Genomic DNA, 19,799 nt, shown 5'->3' with positions numbered 1-19,799 from the left:
ATGAGTTTTCACGAAGTTCGTTTCCCGGAGACGCTCTCTTTCGGCTCTGTTGGCGGGCCGGAGCGGCGCACGGATGTGGTAACGCTGGCCAATGGCCACGAGGAACGTAACACCCCCTGGGCGCATGCGCGGCGGCGTTATGATGCGGGGCTGGGCTTGCGCAGCCTTGAGGATATTGCCGCGCTGATTGCGTTTTTTGAGGCCCGTCAAGGTCAGCTCCATGGGTTTCGCTGGAAGGACTGGACCGACTATGCGTCATCGCTGCCGGGTCAGGATGTAACGTTTGAGGATCAGCTGATCGCTTTGGGTGATGGCGACACCAACAGGTTTCAGCTTGCCAAGCGCTACCGCTCCGGCCCGCATGAGTATCTGCGTCCGATCAGCAAACCCGTGGCGGGCACCGTGCGGCTTGGGATCGACAATGAGGCGCTGGTGGAGGGCGTGGATTACGACCTCGACCTGACCACGGGCGAGGTGACGCTGGCCTATGTGCCAGAAATTGGCCGTGAAATCCGCGCCGGGTTCGAGTTCGACGTGCCGGTCCGCTTTGACACGGATCGCATCCAGACCTCGGTGGCGTCGTTTCAGGCAGGCGAGGCCCCGAATGTGCCAGTGGTGGAGGTGCGGGTGTGATGGATCGCGAGGGCTTAAACACGCATCTTAAATCCGGGGCCACCACGGTGTGCCGCGCTTGGGCCGTCAGTCGCGCCGACGGGGTGACGCTGGGGTTCACCGACCATGACCGGGATCTGAGCTTTGACGGCGTGACATTCCGCGCCGGAACCGGCCTCACGGCGCGCAGCCTGATGCAAAGCACCGGGCTTGCGGTCGACAACAGCGAAGCACTCGGCGCACTCAGTTCCGATGCGGTGCGCGAGGCGGATATTGAATCCGGGCGCTATGATGGGGCTGAGGTGCGGGCGTGGCTGGTGAGCTGGGCCGACACCACTGAGCGCGCCTTGCAGTTTCGCGGCTCCTTGGGCGAGATCCGCCGCGCAGGTGGCGCGTTTGAGGCTGAATTGCGTGGCCTGACCGAAGGGTTGAACCAGCCGCTGGGGCGGGTGTTTCAGACGCCCTGTAGCGCGGTTCTGGGGGATGCGGCGTGTGAGTTTGACCTCAACACTGCTGGCTATGTAACTGATGTGTCAGTTGAAAACATCGACGAGGGGCAGCATTTCCTTTGGGACGCGCTTGATGGGTTTGCGCCAGAGTGGTTCACCGGCGGGCGGCTCACGGTGCGGAGCGGCGCAGGCGCCGGTCTGTGGGCGCCGATCCGGTCGGACAGCACGAGCGAGCGCCGTGAAATCACCCTCTGGCAGCCGATCCGCGCCGATATTCAGCCCGGTGACCGGGTGCGTCTGACCGCAGGCTGTGACAAGCGCATGAGCACCTGTCGGCTGAAGTTCGACAATCTGGTGAACTATCAGGGCTTTCCCGACATCCCCGGCGAGGACTGGATGGTGGCGGTGCCCAAGCGCAATGGTCAGAACACCGGCGGCAGCCGCCGATGAGTCGCGACATCAACACAGAGGTGGTGGCCGTGGCGCGGCACTGGCTTGGCACGCCCTATCGGCATCAGGGGGCCACGCGGGGTGCGGGCTGCGATTGTCTCGGGCTTATCCGGGGCATCTGGCGCAGCCTTTATGGAACCGAACCCGAATCCGTACCGCCCTATACCCGCGACTGGGCCGAACGCGGCACTGAGGAACGCCTGTGGCGGGCGGCGCTGCGGCATATGCAGCCCGTCCAAGACGCCGCACCGGGTCAAGTGATCCTGTTTCGCATGCATGGGGGGGGCTGTGGCCAAACACCTTGGCCTGCAAAGCAGCGCGTCCCGTTTCATCCATGCCTACAGCGGTCATGGCGTGGTCGAGAGCGCGCTGACACCCGCATGGCAGCGGCGCATCGTGGCGCGCTTTGCCTTTCCCGCAGAGTGAGCGAGCGGGCGGCAGCCCGAACTTTCTCCACCCCAACGATCCCTGAGGAGGACATATCATGGCGACATTGGTACTGGCAGCGGCAGGGTCCGCCGTGGGCGGGGCAATCGGCGGCTCTGTGGCGGGGCTGTCGACGGCGATCATTGGCCGCGCGGTCGGTGCAACCCTGGGCCGGGTCATTGACGAGCGCCTCTTGGGCAGTGGCAGTGCGGCGGTGGAAACCGGCAAGGTCGACCGGTTTCGCATCACCACCGGCAGCGATGGCGAGCCGATGGCGCAGGTCTTTGGCCGCATGCGGTTGGGCGGGCAGGTGATCTGGGCGACAGAGTTTGTCGAGACCGCAACCACCACATCCTCGGGCGGCAAGGGCTCTGCGCCCAAACGCACCACCACCAGCTATTCCTACAGCCTGTCGATGGCGGTGGCGATCTGCGCGGGCGAGATCACACGGGTGTCGCGGGTCTGGGCCGATGGCGAGGAGGTGGCTCTGAGCGACCTCAATATGACCGTCTACCGGGGCAGTAAGGACCAGCTGCCCGACCCGCTGATGGAGGCGGTGGAGGGCGCGGGCCAGGTGCCTGCCTATCGGGGCACCGCCTATGTGGTGTTTGAAAACCTCGATCTGGAGCGGTTCGGCAACCGGGTGCCGCAGTTCTCATTCGAGGTGCTGCGCGCGGAGCAGCCCTCGGGCGAGACCTACGACCAGGATCTGGCGCAGATTGTGCCCGGCGTGGCGCTGATCCCCGGCACGGGCGAATACAGTCTGGCCAGCCAGCCGGTCTATATGCAGCACGGGCCCGGCGCGCAGAAAGCCGCCAATATCAATCAGATCTCCGGCGAGACCGATCTGGTGGCCTCGGTCGATGCACTCTCTGAGGAGCTGCCGCAGGCCGAGGCGGTGTCCATGGTGGTGTGCTGGTTTGGCGATGATCTGCGCTGTGGTGACTGCACCCTTGCGCCCAAGGTGGAACAGAAGCTCGCTGATGGCTCGATGCCGTGGCAGGTGGCGGGGCTCAACCGGGCCAGCGCGGACGAGGTCATCAAGGACGCGGGCGCAGCCGTTTATGGCGGCACTCCGGCGGATCAGGCGGTGGTGCAGGGCATCCAGCACCTGAACGCGCAAGGCAAGCGGGTGATGTTTTACCCGTTCATCCTGATGGAGCAGCAGGCGGGCAATGATCTGCCCGATCCCTACAGCAATGCTGATGGCCAGCCAGTGCTGCCGTGGCGGGGGCGGATCACGCTCTCGACCGCGCCGGGTCTGGCGGGCAGCCCGGATGGCACTGTGCTCGCGGATACGGAGGTCGCAGGTTTTCTCGGCACCGCACAGGCCAGCGATTTCATCATTTCGGGCGGGCAGGTGAGCTATCACGGCCCCGATGAGTGGAGCTTTCGCCGCTTTATCCTGCATTACGCAGCGCTTTGTGCGGCGGCGGGCGGCGTGGAGGCGTTCTGCATCGGCTCGGAACTGCGCGGGTTGACGCAGATCCGGGGGGCGAGCGGCTTTCCTTTTGTTGAAGGTTTGAAGGATCTGGTGGGTGAGGTGCGCGCGCTTTTGGGGGCGGAGGTCAAACTGGGCTATGCGGCGGATTGGTCGGAGTATTTCGGCTATCAGACGCCGGAGGGCGACCATCTGTTTCACCTCGATCCGCTGTGGTCCGACCCGCAGATCGATTTTATTGGCATCGACAACTACATGCCGCTCAGCGACTGGCGCGAAGGCGAGGATCATCTCGACGCGCAGGAGTGGCCTGCGATCTATGATCTCGGCTACCTCAAGGCCAATATCGAGGGCGGTGAGGGCTATGACTGGTATTATCATTCCCCCGAAGCCGAGGCGGCGCAGATCCGCACGCCGATCACCGATGGCGCCTATGATGAGCCGTGGATCTATCGCAACAAGGACATGCGCAGCTGGTGGTCGCTGCCGCATCACGATCGGATTGGCGGGGTGCGGTCCGAAACCGCGACCGATTGGGTGCCGCAATCGAAACCGATCTGGTTCACCGAACTGGGCTGTGCGGCCATCGACAAGGGCACCAATGAGCCGAACAAATTCCTTGATCCCAAAAGCTCTGAATCGCAATTGCCGCGTGCCTCCAATGGCTTGCGGGACGATCTGATCCAGCAGCAGTACCTGCGCGCGCAGCTGACATACTGGCAGGAGGCGGCGCATAATCCGACTTCCAGCGCTTATGGCGGTGCGATGGTGGACCTGAACCACGCCTATATCTGGGCCTGGGATGCGCGGCCCTTTCCGGCCTTTCCCAACCGGGTGGAGGTCTGGGACGATGGTGAGAATTACGCGCGCGGGCACTGACTCAACGGGCGCGCGGGGCAGCGCACGCTGGCCTCTGTGGTGACGGAGATCTGCCGGGAGGCGGGCGTGACGGAGATCGACGTAAGCCAGCTCTGGGGTATTGTGCGCGGTTATGCGGTCTATGATGTGGCGGAGGCGCGTAGTGCCTTGCAGCCCCTGATGCTGCGTCACGGGTTTGACGCGATCGAGCGTGATGGCACGCTGATCTTTCGCCTGCGCGACGGGCTGAACGCATTGGATCTGGAGACGGATGCGCTGGCGGTACTGCCAGAGATGGACGGCGATCAGGAACAAAGCCGCATGCCCGAGGCAGAGCTGATGGGCCGGGTGCGCCTGCGCTTTGTCGAATGGGGCGGCAGCCACGACACCGTGGCCGAAGAAGCGGTGCTGCCGGACGAGGCCACCCATGCGGTGAGCCAGAACGACCTGCCCATGGCCTTGACCCGCGCCGAGGGGCGGCAGGTGGTGCAACGCTGGCTGGCGGAGGCGCGGATTTCGCGCGACACCGCACGTTTTGCCCTGCCGCCCTCGCGCGCGCTGGAGGTTGCGGCGGGCGATGTGGTACGCCTGCCGGGGCAGAATGGCGAGGGGGCTGCGCGCTACCGCGTGGACCGGGTGGAACAGGCCGAGGCGCAGATCCTGGAGGCTGTGCGCATTGAACCCGTCGTCTATCAGCCGCTGGCCACGCCTGAGGATCTGCCGCGCAATGATGCCTTTGCCGCGCCCACGCCGGTGTTGCCGCTGTTCCTCGATCTGCCCTTGATGCGCGGGGATGAGGTGCCGCATGCACCGCATGTCTGTGCCACGGCGCAGGACTGGCCGGGCGCGGTTGCCCTGTATGGTGCTGACCTTGGCGGGGAGTTTGCATTGGAAGAGCTGCTGCCCGCCCGCGCCACCGTGGGGCTGACCAGAACGGAATTGCTGGCGGGGCCACTCGGGCGTTGGGGCAGGGGCGCTGATCTCGAGGTGGAGCTGATCGCTGGCACGCTCGACAGTCAGGAGCGCCTTGCGGTGCTGGGCGGTGCCAATCGGCTGGCGATCGGCGATGGCAGCCCGGAGAACTGGGAGGTGATCCAGTTTGCCGAGGCCGAGCTGATCGCGCCCAACCGCTATCTGATCCGCAACCGCCTGCGCGGCCAATACGGCAGCGACGGGGTGATGCCGGTGGCCTGGCCGGTGGGGTCTTATGTGGTTCTTATGGATGCGGCGGTGGAGCAGCTGGATCTTGCCATCTCCCAGCGTCGGATTGCGCGCGACTATCGCTTTGGTCCCGCGCGGCGGGCCTATGACGACCCGTCTTATGTGGCGCTTTCTGCGGCCTTTGATGGCGCGGGCCTGCGCCCCTATGCGCCGGTGCATTTGCGTACGCCGGATAGTCTGGGCAATGACATGGCGTTCCACTGGATCCGCCGCACCCGGATCGAGGGCGACAGCTGGGACATGGAAGAGGTGCCCTTGGGCGAGGAGAGCGAGCGCTACCGTGTGCAAGTGCTCTCGGGCACGACGGTCCTGCGGGATGCGCGTGTCTCGACCCCGGCGTGGGTCTATGCGGCGGCGATGCAGATCAGCGATGGCGCCAGCCCCGGCGATGTGGTGCAGGTGGCGCAGATCTCCGCCCGCTATGGCGCCGGGCCGGTGGCGGAGTGGATCCTCGGCTGATGCAGCAACCAGTGCTCTGGGAAGATATTCGCAGCCTTGCGCGGGCGCTTCTGGCCCATCCGGAACCCCGGCGTGCGGCGCTCTGTCGGCAAATCCTGCAGGGCGCGGCACGGGCAAAACGTCAGGCGCAGGCCACCGGCCGCTGTCATCCGCGCTGGGGCGATGGATCTCTGGACCGGGCGGCGCGCTGCTATCCGTTGGCGCCAGAGCCCTTTCCGGGGGACCGGGACTATGCCCATTGCCTGCGCGTGGCATTGGCTGCTGCATCCCGCGCGCGAAAATGAGAACGCCCCGGCACCATGTGGTCGCCGGGGCGTTCAAATGTCAGTTCAGCAGAGGCGGATCAGCTGAAGAGCACGATCCGCCGGGTGCTTAGGCCAGTTCTAGATTGGTGGCGGATTCGCGACCGTCGCGACCTGCCTCGATCTCGAACGTCACTGCCTGGCCATCGGCCAGACCGGTCAGACCGGAGCGCTCTACTGCGGAGATGTGTACGAATACGTCGCTGGAGCGGCCATCAACTTCGATGAAACCAAAACCTTTGGTGGAGTTGAACCACTTGACGGTACCGTTTGCCATTTTAAAAGTTCCTTTTTGTCTTTGTCGCCCGCGAACGTGCGGCGACCCGGCAGCTTAACGTCGAAAGCTGGTCGGGTAGACAGAACTTCGATAGGATAAGGTTGCGTGGTTATTTTGCCGCGAATCTTGATACATGACAAGTGGGATTCTTCGACATTTTCGATGAGTTTGCGGTGTAAGCGCATGTGGACACAAGGTAATTTTCACGCCTGTGTTACATTACGCTTGCTGATCGATGCCATCAAGGGATTGCGCTTTGCAAGCGAGGCCTTAGATCATTAAGTTGAGCCCCGAGGCGCCGGAATAAGCTGGTGCCCCTCCCGGAGCGCGCGGAGACGCCGCGCAAGAAGGACCAAGCCTATGTTGGATACGCACAAGGCCGTCAGGCAGATCGACCCCGTTTGGGGCCGGATCACCGAGGAAGCCGAGACTGCGGTTGCAGAACAGCCGCTGATGGGTGGGCTGATCCACGCCTGTATTTTGCACCACAAGACGCTGGACAAGGCGTTGAGTTATCGGATCGCGGCCAAGCTCTGTTCCAACGAGATGTCCATGGTGATCCTGCGCGAGGTGGTTGATGGCGCCTATGAGGCCGAGCCGGCATTGGTCGAGGCGGCGCGCGCTGACCTGATGGCGGTCTATGACCGTGATCCGGCCTGCCACCGGCTGTTGCAACCGATCCTCTATTTCAAGGGCTATCAGGCGGTGCAGGCCTATCGTGTCGGCCACTGGCTGTGGCAGCAGGGGGATTGGGATCTGGCCTATTTCTTCCAGATGCGGATCTCGGAAATTTTTGGAGTCGACATCCATCCCGCGGCCCGGATCGGCAAGGGCATCATGATCGATCACGCCCATTCCATTGTCATCGGCGAGACGGCGGTGGTGGGCGACAATGTCTCCATGCTGCATTCGGTGACGCTGGGCGGGACCGGCAAGGAAGAAGAGGACCGTCACCCCAAGATCGAGGATGGCGTTCTGATCGGCGCCGGAGCCAAGGTTCTGGGCAACATCCGCATCGGTCACTGTTCGCGCATCGCAGCAGGGTCGGTGGTCTTGCAAGAGGTGCCGCCCTGCAAGACGGTGGCAGGGGTGCCGGCCAAGATTGTCGGCGAGGCAGGATGCGACCAACCCTCAGTCAGCATGAACCAGGTCTTGGCGGGCAAGTAGCCCGCCGCCATCGCGGCGTTAACCGCTTGCAGATATCTAAAGATGGCTCCGCTGGGGTATTTTGCCGCGCTCAATTGGAATGCCACTGCGACCGCCCCGAGTGACGGGCGAGCAGCACCCGACCCGTTGGGGCGGTTCGAGCGCTACCAGATCATAGATTTGGCACATGGTGAGAGGGCGGGGGCAAGCAACGTCTTTTGGTCGTAACAGAGAGGCCAACTGCGGTTAGGTGCGTCAAACCTGCGTTGCAGCATTAGTTCGCTTGTAGCTGATCTCGAACCTGCATCAAGATTTCACCTAGTCTATTGAGACCCTTTCCGTCTGGCCCAATCCCCCAATAAGCATCCATTGGGGCGTTCTCGGCAATGTGAGCGGTTCCCGTCGATATGAGCAGTTTTTGTGGAACGTCGTGGGTCATAAATTTGCATCTGACGGCCTCCAACATGATTGTATCTTTGACCTCTTCCCAATCGGCTCTGAGTGGGATTCTTCTCGTCATACCTAGTGCCTTAGCGTCCTTCGGCTTCCCACAACTTCTGATGCGTTCGCGATAATCCTCATCGTAGAACTTCATTGCTTGAAAGTAGTGCTCTACAGTTCTCCACCACCGATCCTCAAGCGCGACGCCATATGGCGCAAAGTTGGAAAACTCAGAATATGCGTCTGTTTGCGCATAGAAGTAGACGGTGTTCTCAGGCTCTTTGGACATATAAGATGACTTCCAGAACTGACGCAATTTACAAGTACGTTTGGTCTCGAAGCGACCATTGGGTTAGGAGCTTAGTGCAATAAAAAGGCCCCCGCAAACGGGAGCCTTTTGTATTTCGAGATCTCAGGCGATACATCAGGCCAGCATCACCATCGGGTTTTCTAGGTTGTCGACGATCGCCTTCAGCAGATCCGCACCAAGTGCGCCGTCTATGACGCGGTGATCGACCGACATGGTGACGCTCATCACGGTGGCCACAGTCAACTCGCCATCGGCGCCGACAACCGGCTTTTTGACGCCGGAACCGACGGCCAGAATGCCCGCATGCGGCGGGTTCACGATGGCGTCAAAATTGTCGATACCGAACATTCCGAGGTTAGAGATCGCAAAGGCGCCGCCCTGGTATTCATGCGGCGCGAGTTTGCGGTCGCGGGCACGGCTTGCCAGATCCTTCATCTCTGCCGAAAGCGCCGACAGGGATTTCATGTCGGAATCCTGCAGCACCGGTGTGAACAGACCGCCCTCAATTGCGACCGCAACGGCCACATCGGAGGCTTTCATCTTGAGGACGCGATCCCCGGCCCAGACGGCATTGGCGTCGGGCACCGATTGCAGCGCCAGCGCCACGGCCTTGATGATGAAGTCATTGACCGAGAGTTTCACCCCGCGCGGCTCCAGCTGCTTGTTGAGCTGGGAGCGGAACTTCAGCAGCGCGTCGAGCTGGATGTCGCGGCGCAGGTAGAAATGCGGGATGGTCTGCTTGGCCTCGGTGAGACGCGCGGCAATGGTCTTGCGCATCCCATCGAGTTTGACCTCTTCAAACTCGCGACCTTCGTACATCTTGGCCACCGCATCGGCGGAGGGGCCGGCAGGTGCAGCAGCAGCCGGAGCTGCGGCAGGCGCGGTGGTCGTTGCCTCTGCCTTGGGTGCGGCGGTGGCGTTTTCCACATCGACCTTGATGATGCGACCACGCGGACCGGAGCCCTTGATGGAGGCAAGATCCAGACCCTTGTCGGCCGCGATGCGACGCGCCAGGGGCGAGGCAAAGATGCGCGAGCCATCCGCCGCAGCGGGTGCTGCCGGGGCAGGGGTTGCGCTAGCGGCGGCGGGGGCTGCGGCTGCGTCGGAGCCTCCTTCGGAGGCCGCCTCCTGAGCCGCGTCAGCGGCGGGGGCCGCTTCCGGTTTTGCCGCCGATGTGTCGATATCATCAGCGCTTTCACCGTCCTCCAGCAGGACCGCGATGGGGGTGTTGACCTTCACCCCCTCAGAGCCTTCAGCGATCAGGATCTTGCCGACGACCCCTTCGTCCACGGCCTCGAATTCCATCGTCGCCTTGTCGGTTTCGATCTCGGCAATCAGGTCACCGGAGGAGACAGTGTCGCCCTCCTTGACCAGCCATTTTGCCAGCGTGCCTTCCTCCATGGTGGGAGAGAGGGCGGGCATGAGAATTTCAGTGGGCATCCTTGCTCTCCTTTAGCGGTAGGTCACTTGCTTCACCGCTTCGATCACCTCGTCGGTAGTGATCAGCGCGTGTTTTTCAAGGTTGGCGGCATAGGGCATTGGGACGTCCTTGCCGGTGCAGGTGATGATCGGCGCGTCGAGATAGTCAAACGCCTGCTGCATCACCTCGGAGGCGATATAGCCGCCGACGGAACCCTGCGGGAAGCCTTCCTCGACGGTGACCAGACGGTTGGTCTTCATCACCGATTTGATCACCGCGGGCAGGTCCATCGGGCGCAGGGTGCGCAGGTCGATGACCTCGGCACTGATGCCATCCTCGGCCAGCTTTTCCGCCGCTTCGAGCGCGTAGGTCATGCCGATGCCGAAGGAGACGATGGTGACATCATCGCCCTTGCGCCAGATCTTCGCCTTACCAAACGGTACGGTGAAATCATCCAGCTTCGGCACGTCGAAGGACTTGCCGTACATGATCTCGTTTTCGAGGAAGATCACCGGGTTGGGGTCGCGGATCGCCGATTTTAGCAGGCCCTTGGCGTCCGCGGCAGAGTAGGGCATCGCCACCTTGAGACCGGGGATCTGCATGTACCATGCGGCATAGCACTGCGAGTGCTGCGCGCCGACGCGGGCGGCGGCGCCATTGGGACCGCGGAACACCATAGGTGCGCCCATCTGACCGCCAGACATATAAAGCGTCTTGGCGGCGGAGTTGATGATGTGGTCGATCGCCTGCATGGCGAAGTTGAAGGTCATGAACTCCACGATGGGACGCAGGCCACCAAAGGCAGCGCCGGTGGCGATGCCGGCAAAGCCGTGCTCGGTGATCGGCGTGTCGATGACGCGCTTGGAGCCGAATTCGTCCAGCAAGCCTTGGGTGATCTTGTAAGCGCCTTCGTATTCGGCGACTTCCTCACCCATAACAAAGACGTCTTCGCTGCCACGCATCTCCTCGGCCATGGCGTCGCGCAGGGCTTCGCGGACGGTGGTGGACACCATCTCGGTGCCTTCGGGGTAGTCGGGGCTTTCGTCCACCTCGGGCGCGCTGGGGGCAGCGGCCTTGGCCGGGGCTTTTTCAGCCTCTGCCGGGGCGGCTTCCGGGGCGGAGGTGTCTGCGGCAGGGGCTGCGGCGACCGCATCCTCGACGCTTTCGCCTTCTTCCACGAGAATGGCGATTGGGGTGTTCACTTTCACGCCCTCGGTGCCCTCGTCGATCAGGATCTTGCCGACGGTGCCCTCATCCACGGCTTCGAACTCCATGGTGGCCTTGTCAGTTTCGATCTCGGCGAGGATATCGCCGGAATTTACGGTATCGCCCTCTTTGACCAGCCATTTGGCCAGCGTGCCTTCCTCCATGGTCGGCGACAGGGCGGGCATCAGAATTTCAGTTGCCATAGTCTTGGTCTCTCCCCTCAGGCGCTTTTCTGCGGCACGTCGGCGGCATAGATGTCTGTCCAAAGCTCGTCGAGCGCGGGCTCCGGGCTTTCCTTGGCGAAATCGGCGGACTTGCTTACGATGTCCTTGATCTCCTTGTCGATCGCCTTGAGATCCTCCTCCGAGGCATGCTTGCCAGTCAGCAGCATCTCGCGGATCTGTTCGATCGGATCGCGTTCCTCGCGCATTTTCTGCACCTCTTCACGGGTGCGGTACTTGGCGGGGTCGGACATGGAGTGGCCGCGGTAGCGGTAGGTCTTCACCTCGAGGATGTAGGGGCCCTTGCCTGCGCGACAGTGGGCGACGGCGCGTTCGCCGGCCTCTTTCACCGCCAGCACATTCATGCCGTCCACTTCCTCGCCCGCGATGCCGTAGGCCTCGCCGCGCTTCCACAGCGCAGGCGACTTGGTCGAGCGCTGGACGGAGGTGCCCATGGCGTATTGGTTGTTCTCGATCACAAAGACCACCGGCAGATCCCAGAGCTGGGCCATGTTGTAGGTCTCGTAGACCTGACCCTGGTTCGCCGCGCCATCACCAAAATAGGTAAAGGTCACGCGGTCATTGCCCTTGTATTTGTCGGAGAATGCCAGGCCGGCGCCGAGCGGCACCTGCGCGCCGACGATGCCGTGGCCACCATAGAAATGCTTCTCTTTCGAGAACATGTGCATGGAGCCGCCCTTGCCCTTGGAATAGCCGCCCTCGCGACCGGTCAATTCGGCCATGACGCCGTTCGGGTCCATGCCACAGGCGAGCATATGGCCGTGGTCGCGGTAGGATGTGACGCGCTTGTCGCCGTCCTCGGCTGCGGCCTCAAGGCCGACAACAACCGCTTCCTGACCGATGTAGAGGTGACAGAAACCCCCGATCAGGCCCATGCCGTAAAGCTGACCTGCTTTTTCCTCGAATCGCCGGATCAACAGCATCTCGCGGTAGTATTTGGTCAGTTCTTCGGCGGAAACATTTGATTTCTGAGCGCTTTTTCTTGCGGCCATAACGGCTGGCTCCCCCTAAAGTTTAGGTAGTTTAACACTAAACTATCTCATAAAGCATTTTGGACAGGCATGCGAGGAATAATCTAGCGCAATTGCATTTCGAGCATGGAGTTGCCGGGAAAAGCCGCGTGAGATCAGAGGGCTGACAGCATTTTCCACGCCGCAAGCGGGCATCGAGACGCCAACACATGCGGCATTTTCCGACGAAACGCAGGGTGACAGGAGGAGGCTGACGTCTTGCGATGGGTAAATCAAGCCCCGTCGCGCGGCAGCGTTCAGTCGACGATGATTTCGTCGGCGCGCACGAGGCCGAGAATGGAGCGGGACTGTTCGTCGAGCAGATCAAGATCAAGGTAGTCATCGGACAGGCGACGGGTGAGGTTTTCCATCCGCGCGATGTCGTGTTCAAGGCGCTCCAGATCTTTTGACAAACCGTCCGCTTCGGCCTGAAGCTCGACACGACGGAACAGACCAAAATCACCCTGCACGGCGGCGAAGGTGAAATAGGCGCTCAGCAAGAATGCCGCGGCAAAGAACAGCAGGGTGCCGAGAGATGGGGTCGATTTTCGCGTCACGGTGGAGCTGCCTGTAGAAGAATAATGTGCTCGGTCGCGCCAGTTTGTCCGGCGTCTGCCTTTCGTATGCCACAGGAGAGCTGCGCTGTGAATTCCCAAAAGGAGAACGGGCACGGAGTGTCGCAAAGTCGGGACAGTCTGGTGTATTTCGGGCGCATATCAGGCGGGTACAGGCGGCCAGGCGTTCATAGATGGGCAGTCGGCCGCGAAAGCACGGTGTCATCGACACGCGCGGCCGGGGCACTGATGGCCCCGACCGCGCTTTTTAGGACAGAAATTGCGTCTCGGTCGCTATCGTATGGCGACCGCGCAGAGCCGCGACGGTCAGGCGGCGGATTGCGTGTCGGTGAAGTCGTCGAGCGTCGCAGAGGCTCCGCCGGTGAACCCCTCCAGCAGGTTGGTGAGGCGGCTCGCCTGCATGCGCATCTCCTGGCTGGCGCCGTAGGTTTCCTGCACCATTGCGGCGTTCTCCTGCGTCACCTTGTCCAGCTGTGCCACGCCGATGTTGATCTCCTTGATGCCGGCGGCCTGCTCGCCTGAGGAGCTGGCGATCGCGGATACCATGCCGGAGACATTCGTGACGCTTTCGACGATCTGGGTAAGGGTCTCGGCCGTGGCCTGAACCAGGCGTTCTCCCTCTTCGACCTGACTGGAGCTGTCCTGGACCAACTGCTTGATCTCGCTCGCAGATTGAGCGGCTTTCATCGCCAGTCCGCGCACCTCGGAGGCGACCACGGCAAAGCCGCGCCCCGCTTCGCCTGCGCGGGCCGCCTCGACGCCGGCATTCAGGGCCAACAGGCTGGTCTGAAAGGCGATGTCGTCGATGGAGGTGATGATCTGGGTGATGTTGGCGGAGGACTCGGAGATCGAGGCCATCGCCTGACGGGCTTTTTGCATCACTTCGCCGCCCTGTTCCGCGCGGCGGCGACCTTCTTCTACCTCGCGGTCCGCGGCCTGTGCCTGTGCGGCACTGGACTGGACCGAAGCAGACATCTCTTCGAGTGCGGCGGCGGATTCCTCCAGGGTTGCGGCCTGGGTTTCAGCGCGCTGGGACATCTGATCGGACATGCGCTCCATCTCGCGGGCGTTCTCCTCGACCACGGTGGAGCTTTGGTTCAGCTGTGCCACCAGATCTGCCAGAGAGACGGACAGCGCGTTGAAATCATCGCAGAGCGCGGTGTAGCTGGCGCCCAGATCCGACCAATGATCGCTGGGGATCTGCTGGTCAAGCTCGCCGCTTTTGAGGCCGCTCATGGCGGCGCCGAGGACATTGAACAGCTCCACTCGACGGGCGTTTTCCTCTTGGTTCTGCCGCTCCAGCGTATCCGCTTCAGAGAGCTGCGTGCGCAAGTCCTGCAGGTTCCGGGCGATCGTGCCCAGCTCGTCACCGCGGTCCGTGCCGGTGATCTCTGCATCATAGTCCTGCTGCGCCAGTGCATCGATGGTTTTTGCGGCATCCGCCACCGGGCGGGAGAGTTTGCGGCCAAAGACAAAGGCCACGGCGATCGCAATCAGCGTTGCCGCGACGCTGCTGAAGATCTGGATCATCTGACTGATGGAAATCAACTGGTCAACCTGACCCCGAACGGCGGTGCTTTTCTCGCCCAGTTTGTCCTGAAGCCCGTCGATAATGTCGCGCAACTGGCCAACGGCTGGGATGACGTTGTCGAATACCAGTTCCAGACGCGCGTCGCCCTCGGTGCGTTCGACCTGCTCCAAGGTGACTTCGATGGCGTCGAGTTTGGGGGAGAGCTCAAGCAACGCCTTGTGAGCGGCGGGGTCGCGGGCCGCCACCACGCTTGTGCTTAGGAAATTGGCGTCGGCCTTCGCAATTTCGTCGCGGACCTCGACGATATTGCCGCGCAATTCGTTCAGCCCCTCCGGCATGCCGACAGTATAGGACAGCAGGTCACCGATGCCCTGTTCGATGTCTTCCTTGATCGCGTCCGTGCTTTTGAGTTGTGTGCTGACGGCGCGGTAATGATAGGTCGCCTGGGTCATTCGCTGATTTGTCATCCAGGATACCGACGCAAGAGCGAGGATCATGATGATAAAAATACTGGCGAAAATGAAAATCTGAGTGCGGAGTGAAAAGTTGCTCATGCCTAACTGCCTGACGTATTCATGTGGGCGTGAGTGCCCACCAATTGAGCAAACCTTACGTCAAGCATCGTAAAGAAACCGTTTGCGATAGGCTTATGTTTGCATGATCTCAATCGCGCAGCGTGGAAAATTTCTTCAAATTTTCAATGATTTCCGCCGCGCTTGTGGCGCGGCGGAAGCGAGGTATCAAGATGGAGCAGAGGGTCAGCCTGAGGGCATTCTGCCTGCAGGTTTCACCCTTCCAGCGCGGCGACGCCGGGCAGGGTCTTGCCCTCCATCCACTCCAGGAAGGCACCGCCAGCCGTGGAGATATAGCTGAACGCCTCCGCCGCACCGGCCTGATTGAGGGCGGCCACGGTGTCGCCGCCACCGGCAACCGAGATCAATGTGCCCGCCTTGGTGCAGTCGGCCGCCTTTTGCGCAGCGGCATTGGTGGCCATGTCAAACGGCGCGATCTCAAAGGCGCCAAGCGGGCCATTCCAGATCAGGGTCTTGCTGTCGGCCAGGACTGTGGCGATGGCGGCAACCGAGGCGGGGCCCGCATCAAGGACCATCGCATCGGCAGGGCATGCATCGGCGGGCACGGTCTCATTCGCGGCACCGGCCTTGAATTCTCGCGCCACAACAACATCCGACGGCAGCAGGATGGTGCAGCCTGCAGCCTCGGCCTTGGTCATGATCTCGCGGGCGGTGTCGGCCATGTCGTGTTCGCACAGCGATTTGCCCACATCGATGCCCTGTGCGGCCAGAAACGTATTGGCCATGCCGCCGCCGATCACCAGTGTGTCGACCTTGGCCACCAGGTTGCCGAGGAGGTCGAGCTTGGTAGACACCTTGGCCCCACCCACCACGGCGGTGACCGGACGCTCCGGCGTCGACAGCGCCCCTTCGAGCGCCTGCAGCTCGGTGGCCATCAAACGGCCCGCACAGGCGGGCAGCAGCCGGGCCAGCGCCTCCGTCGAGGCATGGGCGCGGTGTGCGGCGGAAAATGCGTCATTGCAGAAGATATCGCCCAGCTTTGCCATCTCAGCCGCCAAGTCGGCGTCGTTCTTTTCCTCGCCGGCGTGGAAACGCGTGTTCTCCAGCAGCAGGACCTGGCCCGGTTGCAGGGCGGCGACGGCCGCTTCGGCGGCAGGACCACGGCAATCGGCGACAAAGACCACCGGCGCGCCAAAGGCGGCTTCCAGTGCAGGCACCAGCGGCTGCAGCGACATCTCCGCCACGACCTGACCCTTGGGGCGACCAAAATGCGCCAGCAGCACCGGCTTGGCGCCTTTGGCCAGCAGATCGGAGAGGGTCGGAACCAAGCGCTGGATGCGGGTGTCATCGGTGACGCGGCCACCCTCCATCGGCACGTTGATGTCGACGCGGGTCAGAACGACCTTGTCCTGCAGATCCATGTCATCAAGTGTCTTCCAGCTCATGTCCGGCTCCCTTCGGAATATGGCGCGCATGCGGAGGAGCGCATGGCAGAAATTCGGTTCTGGCGCTTGTGTCCTGTGTTTTGGGATCTCAGTCAATGCCCCGATCATTGCCCGGTTCCCGCCGAGGTGATTGACAGTGTGCATTGCGCCCTTGGCAAGACCGGGCATCGACTTTAGGTATTCCGGCAATACGAAAATGACAGGAGGGCCTCATGGCCGAGATCAAGGATCCCGAAAACACCATCATCGTTGAGCTGAAGGACGGCAATGTCGTCATCGAGCTTCTGGCCGATGTGGCACCGAAACATGCCGAGCGCATGAAGGAACTGGCGCGCGCCGGCGAATATGACAACGTGGCCTTTCACCGGGTGATCGACGGCTTCATGGCGCAGACGGGCGACGTGGCCCATGGCGACATGGAAGACGGGTTCAACATCGGTCGCGCGGGCACCGGTGGCTCCGACCTGCCGGATCTGCCGGCGGAATTCTCCAAACTGCCGCATGACCGGGGCACCCTGGGCGCGGCGCGGTCGTCGAACCCGAACTCCGCCAACTCGCAGTTCTTCATCAACTTCAAGGACAACCACTTCCTGAACGGTCAGTACACCGTCTATGGCCGTGTCGTTGAGGGCATGGAACATGTGGATGCGATCACCCGGGGCGAGCCGCCTGCGAACCCGGACCGGATGATCTCGGTCAAGGTGGCTGCGGATGCTTAAGCGTCTGACCGCACTGGCGCTGCTGGTCTCCGCGCCCGCCTTTGCCTCCGGCCTGGAAATCCAGGTCGAGGGCGAGGCCAATGGCACCATCGTCATCGACCTATTGGAAGATGTGGCGCCCAAACATGTGGAGCAGATTACCGCGCTGGCCAATGATGGCCAGTATGACGGTGTGGTGTTCCACCGGGTGATCGACGGTTTCATGGCGCAGACCGGCGACGTGGAAAATGGCCGTCTCGGCTCCGACATGCGTCTCGCGGGCACTGGCGGCTCCGACCGCCCGGATCTGCCCGCCGAGTTCTCCGACCTGCCGTTTGATCGCGGTGTTGTCGGCATGGCACGCTCGCAGAACCCCGACAGCGGCAATTCGCAGTTCTTCATCATGTTTGATCAGGGGCATTTCCTGAACGGTCAATATACCGTTGTGGGCCGTGTGACCGAGGGCATGGATGTGGTCGACGCCATCAAGCGCGGCGCGCCGCGCTCCGGTGCGATCACCGGCAAGCCGGACGTGATGACCAAGGTCACCGTGACCGAGTAAGGCGCGCGCCCATTCCTGAGACAGAACGCCCCGCAGTCTGATGCTGCGGGGCGTTTTTTGTTGTTGTCTGCCTTGAGAGAGGCGTCGTGGGGTAGGGCGCCAGGGCCGTGTGAGCAAAAAGAGAAAGGCGCCGGACGGCTCCGACGCCTTCGCTATACGTTGTGGTCACAGAAAGGGTCTGCAACGTCAGGCCCGCAGGCCTGATGCCGGTGGTCTCAGCCTTCGGCCTTGGCCGGAACGGCAGTTGCTGCCGCATGCGCCGGAGCTTTCTGAGCCGCCTTGCCGGGGCTCAGCGGGTCGTCCTGACGCTGCACGGAGCCTTCGAAATGGGCGCCGGACTCGATCGCGATGGTCTTGTGGATGATGTCACCCTCGACCCGCGCGGTGGAGGTCAGGCGGACCTTGAGGCCACGGACGCGACCCACGATGCGACCGTTGATGACCACGTCATCGGCGGTGATCTCACCCTTTATCGTCGCGGATTCGCCGATGGTCAGCAGATGCGCGCGGATGTCGCCCTCGACAGTGCCTTCGACCTGGATGTCACCGGTGGTCTTGACGTTGCCGGTGATGTGCAGATCGGAGCTGAGCAGCGACGCCGGCGGCTTCGCCTTGGGCGCAGCAGGCTTGCTGTATTCGCTGGCACCTGTGGATGCGCTGCTCGAAGAGGAAGAGGACGCCGGGCTGGAGGCCGGGGTCGCCGTGGGGGTCTCGGCTTGTTTTGGGCCGGGCTCGTTGATTTTGCTCTTAGAAAACATTTCTCGCAGCCTTGATATAGATCATGGGGTTTACGGGTTTGCCATTGACCCTGACCTCGTAATGGAGGTGGGTCCCGGTGGACCGTCCGGTGGTACCCATATCAGCAATATGATCTCCGCGCGAGACCCTTTGACCGACCTTTACGCGGAGGTTGGAGTTATGGGCATATCTGGTTTCGATGCCAAAGGCATGCTGGATCTTGACGAGGCGGCCATAGCCCGACTGCCAACCCGCATGGGTGACGACGCCATCAGCGGTGGCAAAGATGTCCGTGCCTGTTCCGCCAGCAAAATCCGACCCTTTGTGCAGGCGCCGCCCACCGGTCTTTGGATCGCGGCGATAGCCAAAGCCGGAGCTCTGGCGCACTTGGTTGAGGTTGACCGGGACCGAGAAGGGCGCCTGTTCCGCAGCGATGCGGTAGAGGTTCAGCTGGCTCATCTGATTGAGCAGGGCATTGGCACGAATTTCGTCCGCGCTTGCCTCTTCGCCGCGGGTCGACAGCGACAGCGGCTCCAGCGGGCCGCCTTCGCCACTATAACCCCGGCGCACCTGCTCCAGGATTCGGTCCGGTGGCAGGCCAGCGGCGGAGAACATCTTGTTCAGGGGATCGACCGAAATCGCCATCGCCTCTTCAAGCTGGCGGAAAATCTGGTCGTTACGCTGCGCATTCAGGCGCAGTTCAAGTTCAAGGTCATCGCGTTGGTTGAGGGCGGATTGTGCGTCGCTCTCGATCTGATCGCGCTCTTCTGCGGTTTCTGCCAGGGCCGCGGTCAGAAACTCAAGCTGCGCGGGTGCGGTGGCTGCGAGGACTTCCTCGGGGCTGTCGGGGGCCGTCTGTTCACGCAGGTCGAGCACCGTGCGTTTCAGGATCTCGCGTTCCTTGATGGTTTCGCGCAGGTTGGCCTGAATCACGTCGATGCCGGTTTCCAGCTCGCGGCGGCGGGTTTCGGAGGCCAGCAGTTCGGATTGCATGGTGGAGATCTGCTGCAGCGCGGAGTTGAACCGTTCCTGCGCGGCCAACGCCTCTTCGGCGCGGCGATCACGTTCAGTGGACAGCGCGTTCAGACGCTCCTGATAGACCTGTTGATCGCGCCGGGCCTGATCGCGGAAATTGCCGGACCCGATGCTGTCCATCAGCACGATCGCTGTTGCCACGATGGCCCAGGACACAAACAGGGCCAGTCCGGCGACGGTGACAAGCTGGGTTTCCGAACTCAGACGGATGAACCGCGTGTCGCTGTCTGATTTCAGGAAAACCCGACGTTCGGGAAAACGACGTTCCAGAAACGCGTGAATCCGTAGGTACAAACCGCCTCGCAAGTCTCGATATCCTTGTTCCGTCCCCTGACCACATTCTTAATGCCCTTTGGGTGTGGACAAATGCAGCCTTGGCGGAATGGAATAGCCAGACTGTGGCCATTCGGCA

The 19,799-nt window shown here is 62.2% G+C and carries 16 protein-coding genes and 2 pseudogenes; 8 read left to right on the top strand and 10 right to left on the bottom strand.

Translation table 11 applies throughout. The features are described 5' to 3' along the window. The 5 genes and pseudogenes from R0J92_RS06305 to R0J92_RS06285 all read left to right on the top strand — a co-directional run bounded on the left by R0J92_RS06305 (nt 1) and on the right by R0J92_RS06285 (nt 6,200). Complete coding sequence (locus tag R0J92_RS06305; RefSeq protein ID WP_411051069.1) at nt 1-633, top strand: TIGR02217 family protein; 633 nt, start codon at nt 1-3, stop codon at nt 631-633. Continuing rightward, a complete protein-coding gene (locus R0J92_RS06300) occupies nt 633-1,511 on the top strand; it encodes a DUF2163 domain-containing protein (protein ID WP_411051068.1) in 879 nt (292 codons plus the stop codon). Before R0J92_RS06305 ends, R0J92_RS06300 begins: the two co-directional genes overlap by 1 nt. After that, nucleotides 1,508-1,937, top strand: a pseudogene (locus R0J92_RS06295) (NlpC/P60 family protein). Before R0J92_RS06300 ends, R0J92_RS06295 begins: the two are co-directional and overlap by 4 nt. A 58-nt stretch (nt 1,938-1,995) precedes the next feature. Continuing rightward, nucleotides 1,996-5,916: pseudogene (locus R0J92_RS06290) on the top strand (glycoside hydrolase/phage tail family protein). Further along, nucleotides 5,916-6,200: a hypothetical protein gene (locus R0J92_RS06285; protein WP_411051067.1), complete on the top strand. Its 285-nt coding sequence runs from the start codon at nt 5,916-5,918 to the stop codon at nt 6,198-6,200. Before R0J92_RS06290 ends, R0J92_RS06285 begins: the two are co-directional and overlap by 1 nt. Before the next feature lie 88 nt (nt 6,201-6,288). Here the strand turns inward: R0J92_RS06285 and R0J92_RS06280 are convergent, their stop codons facing one another. Beyond that, complete coding sequence (locus R0J92_RS06280; RefSeq protein ID WP_106163534.1) at nt 6,289-6,495, bottom strand: cold-shock protein; 207 nt, start codon at nt 6,493-6,495, stop codon at nt 6,289-6,291. Nucleotides 6,496-6,855: 360 nt separating this feature from the next. On the opposite strand from R0J92_RS06280, the gene cysE reads away from it, so the two are divergent. Next, nucleotides 6,856-7,662 (top strand): serine O-acetyltransferase, encoded by an 807-nt coding sequence (cysE, locus tag R0J92_RS06275; RefSeq protein WP_106163535.1) that lies wholly within the window; start codon nt 6,856-6,858, stop codon nt 7,660-7,662. Between the two features lie 253 nt (nt 7,663-7,915). Here cysE and R0J92_RS06270 read toward each other — a convergent pair whose 3' ends face one another. The 7 genes from R0J92_RS06270 to R0J92_RS06240 all read right to left on the bottom strand — a co-directional run bounded on the left by R0J92_RS06270 (nt 7,916) and on the right by R0J92_RS06240 (nt 16,354). After that, nucleotides 7,916-8,371, bottom strand: a complete 456-nt coding sequence (locus tag R0J92_RS06270; RefSeq protein WP_106163536.1) for an NADAR family protein — start codon at nt 8,369-8,371, stop codon at nt 7,916-7,918. A 135-nt stretch (nt 8,372-8,506) separates the two neighbouring features. Beyond that, nucleotides 8,507-9,832, bottom strand: a complete 1,326-nt coding sequence (locus tag R0J92_RS06265) for a pyruvate dehydrogenase complex dihydrolipoamide acetyltransferase (protein ID WP_411051066.1) — start codon at nt 9,830-9,832, stop codon at nt 8,507-8,509. A 12-nt stretch (nt 9,833-9,844) separates the two neighbouring features. Then, nucleotides 9,845-11,221, bottom strand: a complete 1,377-nt coding sequence (locus R0J92_RS06260) for a pyruvate dehydrogenase complex E1 component subunit beta (protein ID WP_411051065.1) — start codon at nt 11,219-11,221, stop codon at nt 9,845-9,847. Nucleotides 11,222-11,238: 17 nt separating this feature from the next. Next, entirely contained in the window at nt 11,239-12,252 is a 1,014-nt protein-coding gene (gene pdhA, locus R0J92_RS06255) for a pyruvate dehydrogenase (acetyl-transferring) E1 component subunit alpha (protein WP_106163539.1), read from the bottom strand. A 275-nt stretch (nt 12,253-12,527) separates the two neighbouring features. Then, nucleotides 12,528-12,827: an FtsB family cell division protein gene (locus tag R0J92_RS06250; RefSeq protein WP_106163540.1), complete on the bottom strand. Its 300-nt coding sequence runs from the start codon at nt 12,825-12,827 to the stop codon at nt 12,528-12,530. Nucleotides 12,828-13,151: 324 nt separating this feature from the next. Beyond that, nucleotides 13,152-14,828, bottom strand: a complete 1,677-nt coding sequence (locus tag R0J92_RS06245; RefSeq protein ID WP_411051064.1) for a methyl-accepting chemotaxis protein — start codon at nt 14,826-14,828, stop codon at nt 13,152-13,154. Nucleotides 14,829-15,163: 335 nt separating this feature from the next. Then, nucleotides 15,164-16,354: a phosphoglycerate kinase gene (locus R0J92_RS06240; RefSeq protein ID WP_411051063.1), complete on the bottom strand. Its 1,191-nt coding sequence runs from the start codon at nt 16,352-16,354 to the stop codon at nt 15,164-15,166. A 212-nt stretch (nt 16,355-16,566) separates the two neighbouring features. Between R0J92_RS06240 and R0J92_RS06235 the strand changes: the two genes are divergently transcribed. Next, on the top strand, nt 16,567-17,073 hold the full coding sequence (locus tag R0J92_RS06235) for a peptidylprolyl isomerase (RefSeq protein ID WP_106163543.1): 507 nt from the start codon (nt 16,567-16,569) through the stop codon (nt 17,071-17,073). Then, nucleotides 17,066-17,614 (top strand): peptidylprolyl isomerase, encoded by a 549-nt coding sequence (locus R0J92_RS06230; protein WP_106163544.1) that lies wholly within the window; start codon nt 17,066-17,068, stop codon nt 17,612-17,614. The genes R0J92_RS06235 and R0J92_RS06230 overlap by 8 nt, the downstream gene beginning before the upstream one ends. Nucleotides 17,615-17,829: 215 nt before the next feature. Here R0J92_RS06230 and R0J92_RS06225 read toward each other — a convergent pair whose 3' ends face one another. Together R0J92_RS06225 and R0J92_RS06220 are read right to left on the bottom strand one after the other, a co-directional pair. Further along, nucleotides 17,830-18,372 (bottom strand): polymer-forming cytoskeletal protein, encoded by a 543-nt coding sequence (locus R0J92_RS06225; RefSeq protein ID WP_106163545.1) that lies wholly within the window; start codon nt 18,370-18,372, stop codon nt 17,830-17,832. Continuing rightward, a complete protein-coding gene (locus R0J92_RS06220) occupies nt 18,362-19,693 on the bottom strand; it encodes a DUF5930 domain-containing protein (protein ID WP_411051062.1) in 1,332 nt (443 codons plus the stop codon). The genes R0J92_RS06225 and R0J92_RS06220 overlap by 11 nt, the downstream gene beginning before the upstream one ends. Between the last annotated feature and the right edge of the window lie 106 nt (nt 19,694-19,799).

The organism is Tritonibacter sp. SIMBA_163, assembly GCF_046535935.1.
GTDB lineage: Bacteria > Pseudomonadota > Alphaproteobacteria > Rhodobacterales > Rhodobacteraceae > Epibacterium > Epibacterium scottomollicae.
Note: the sequence above shows the minus strand (reverse complement) of the source record. Positions and strands in the feature narration are given on the sequence as shown.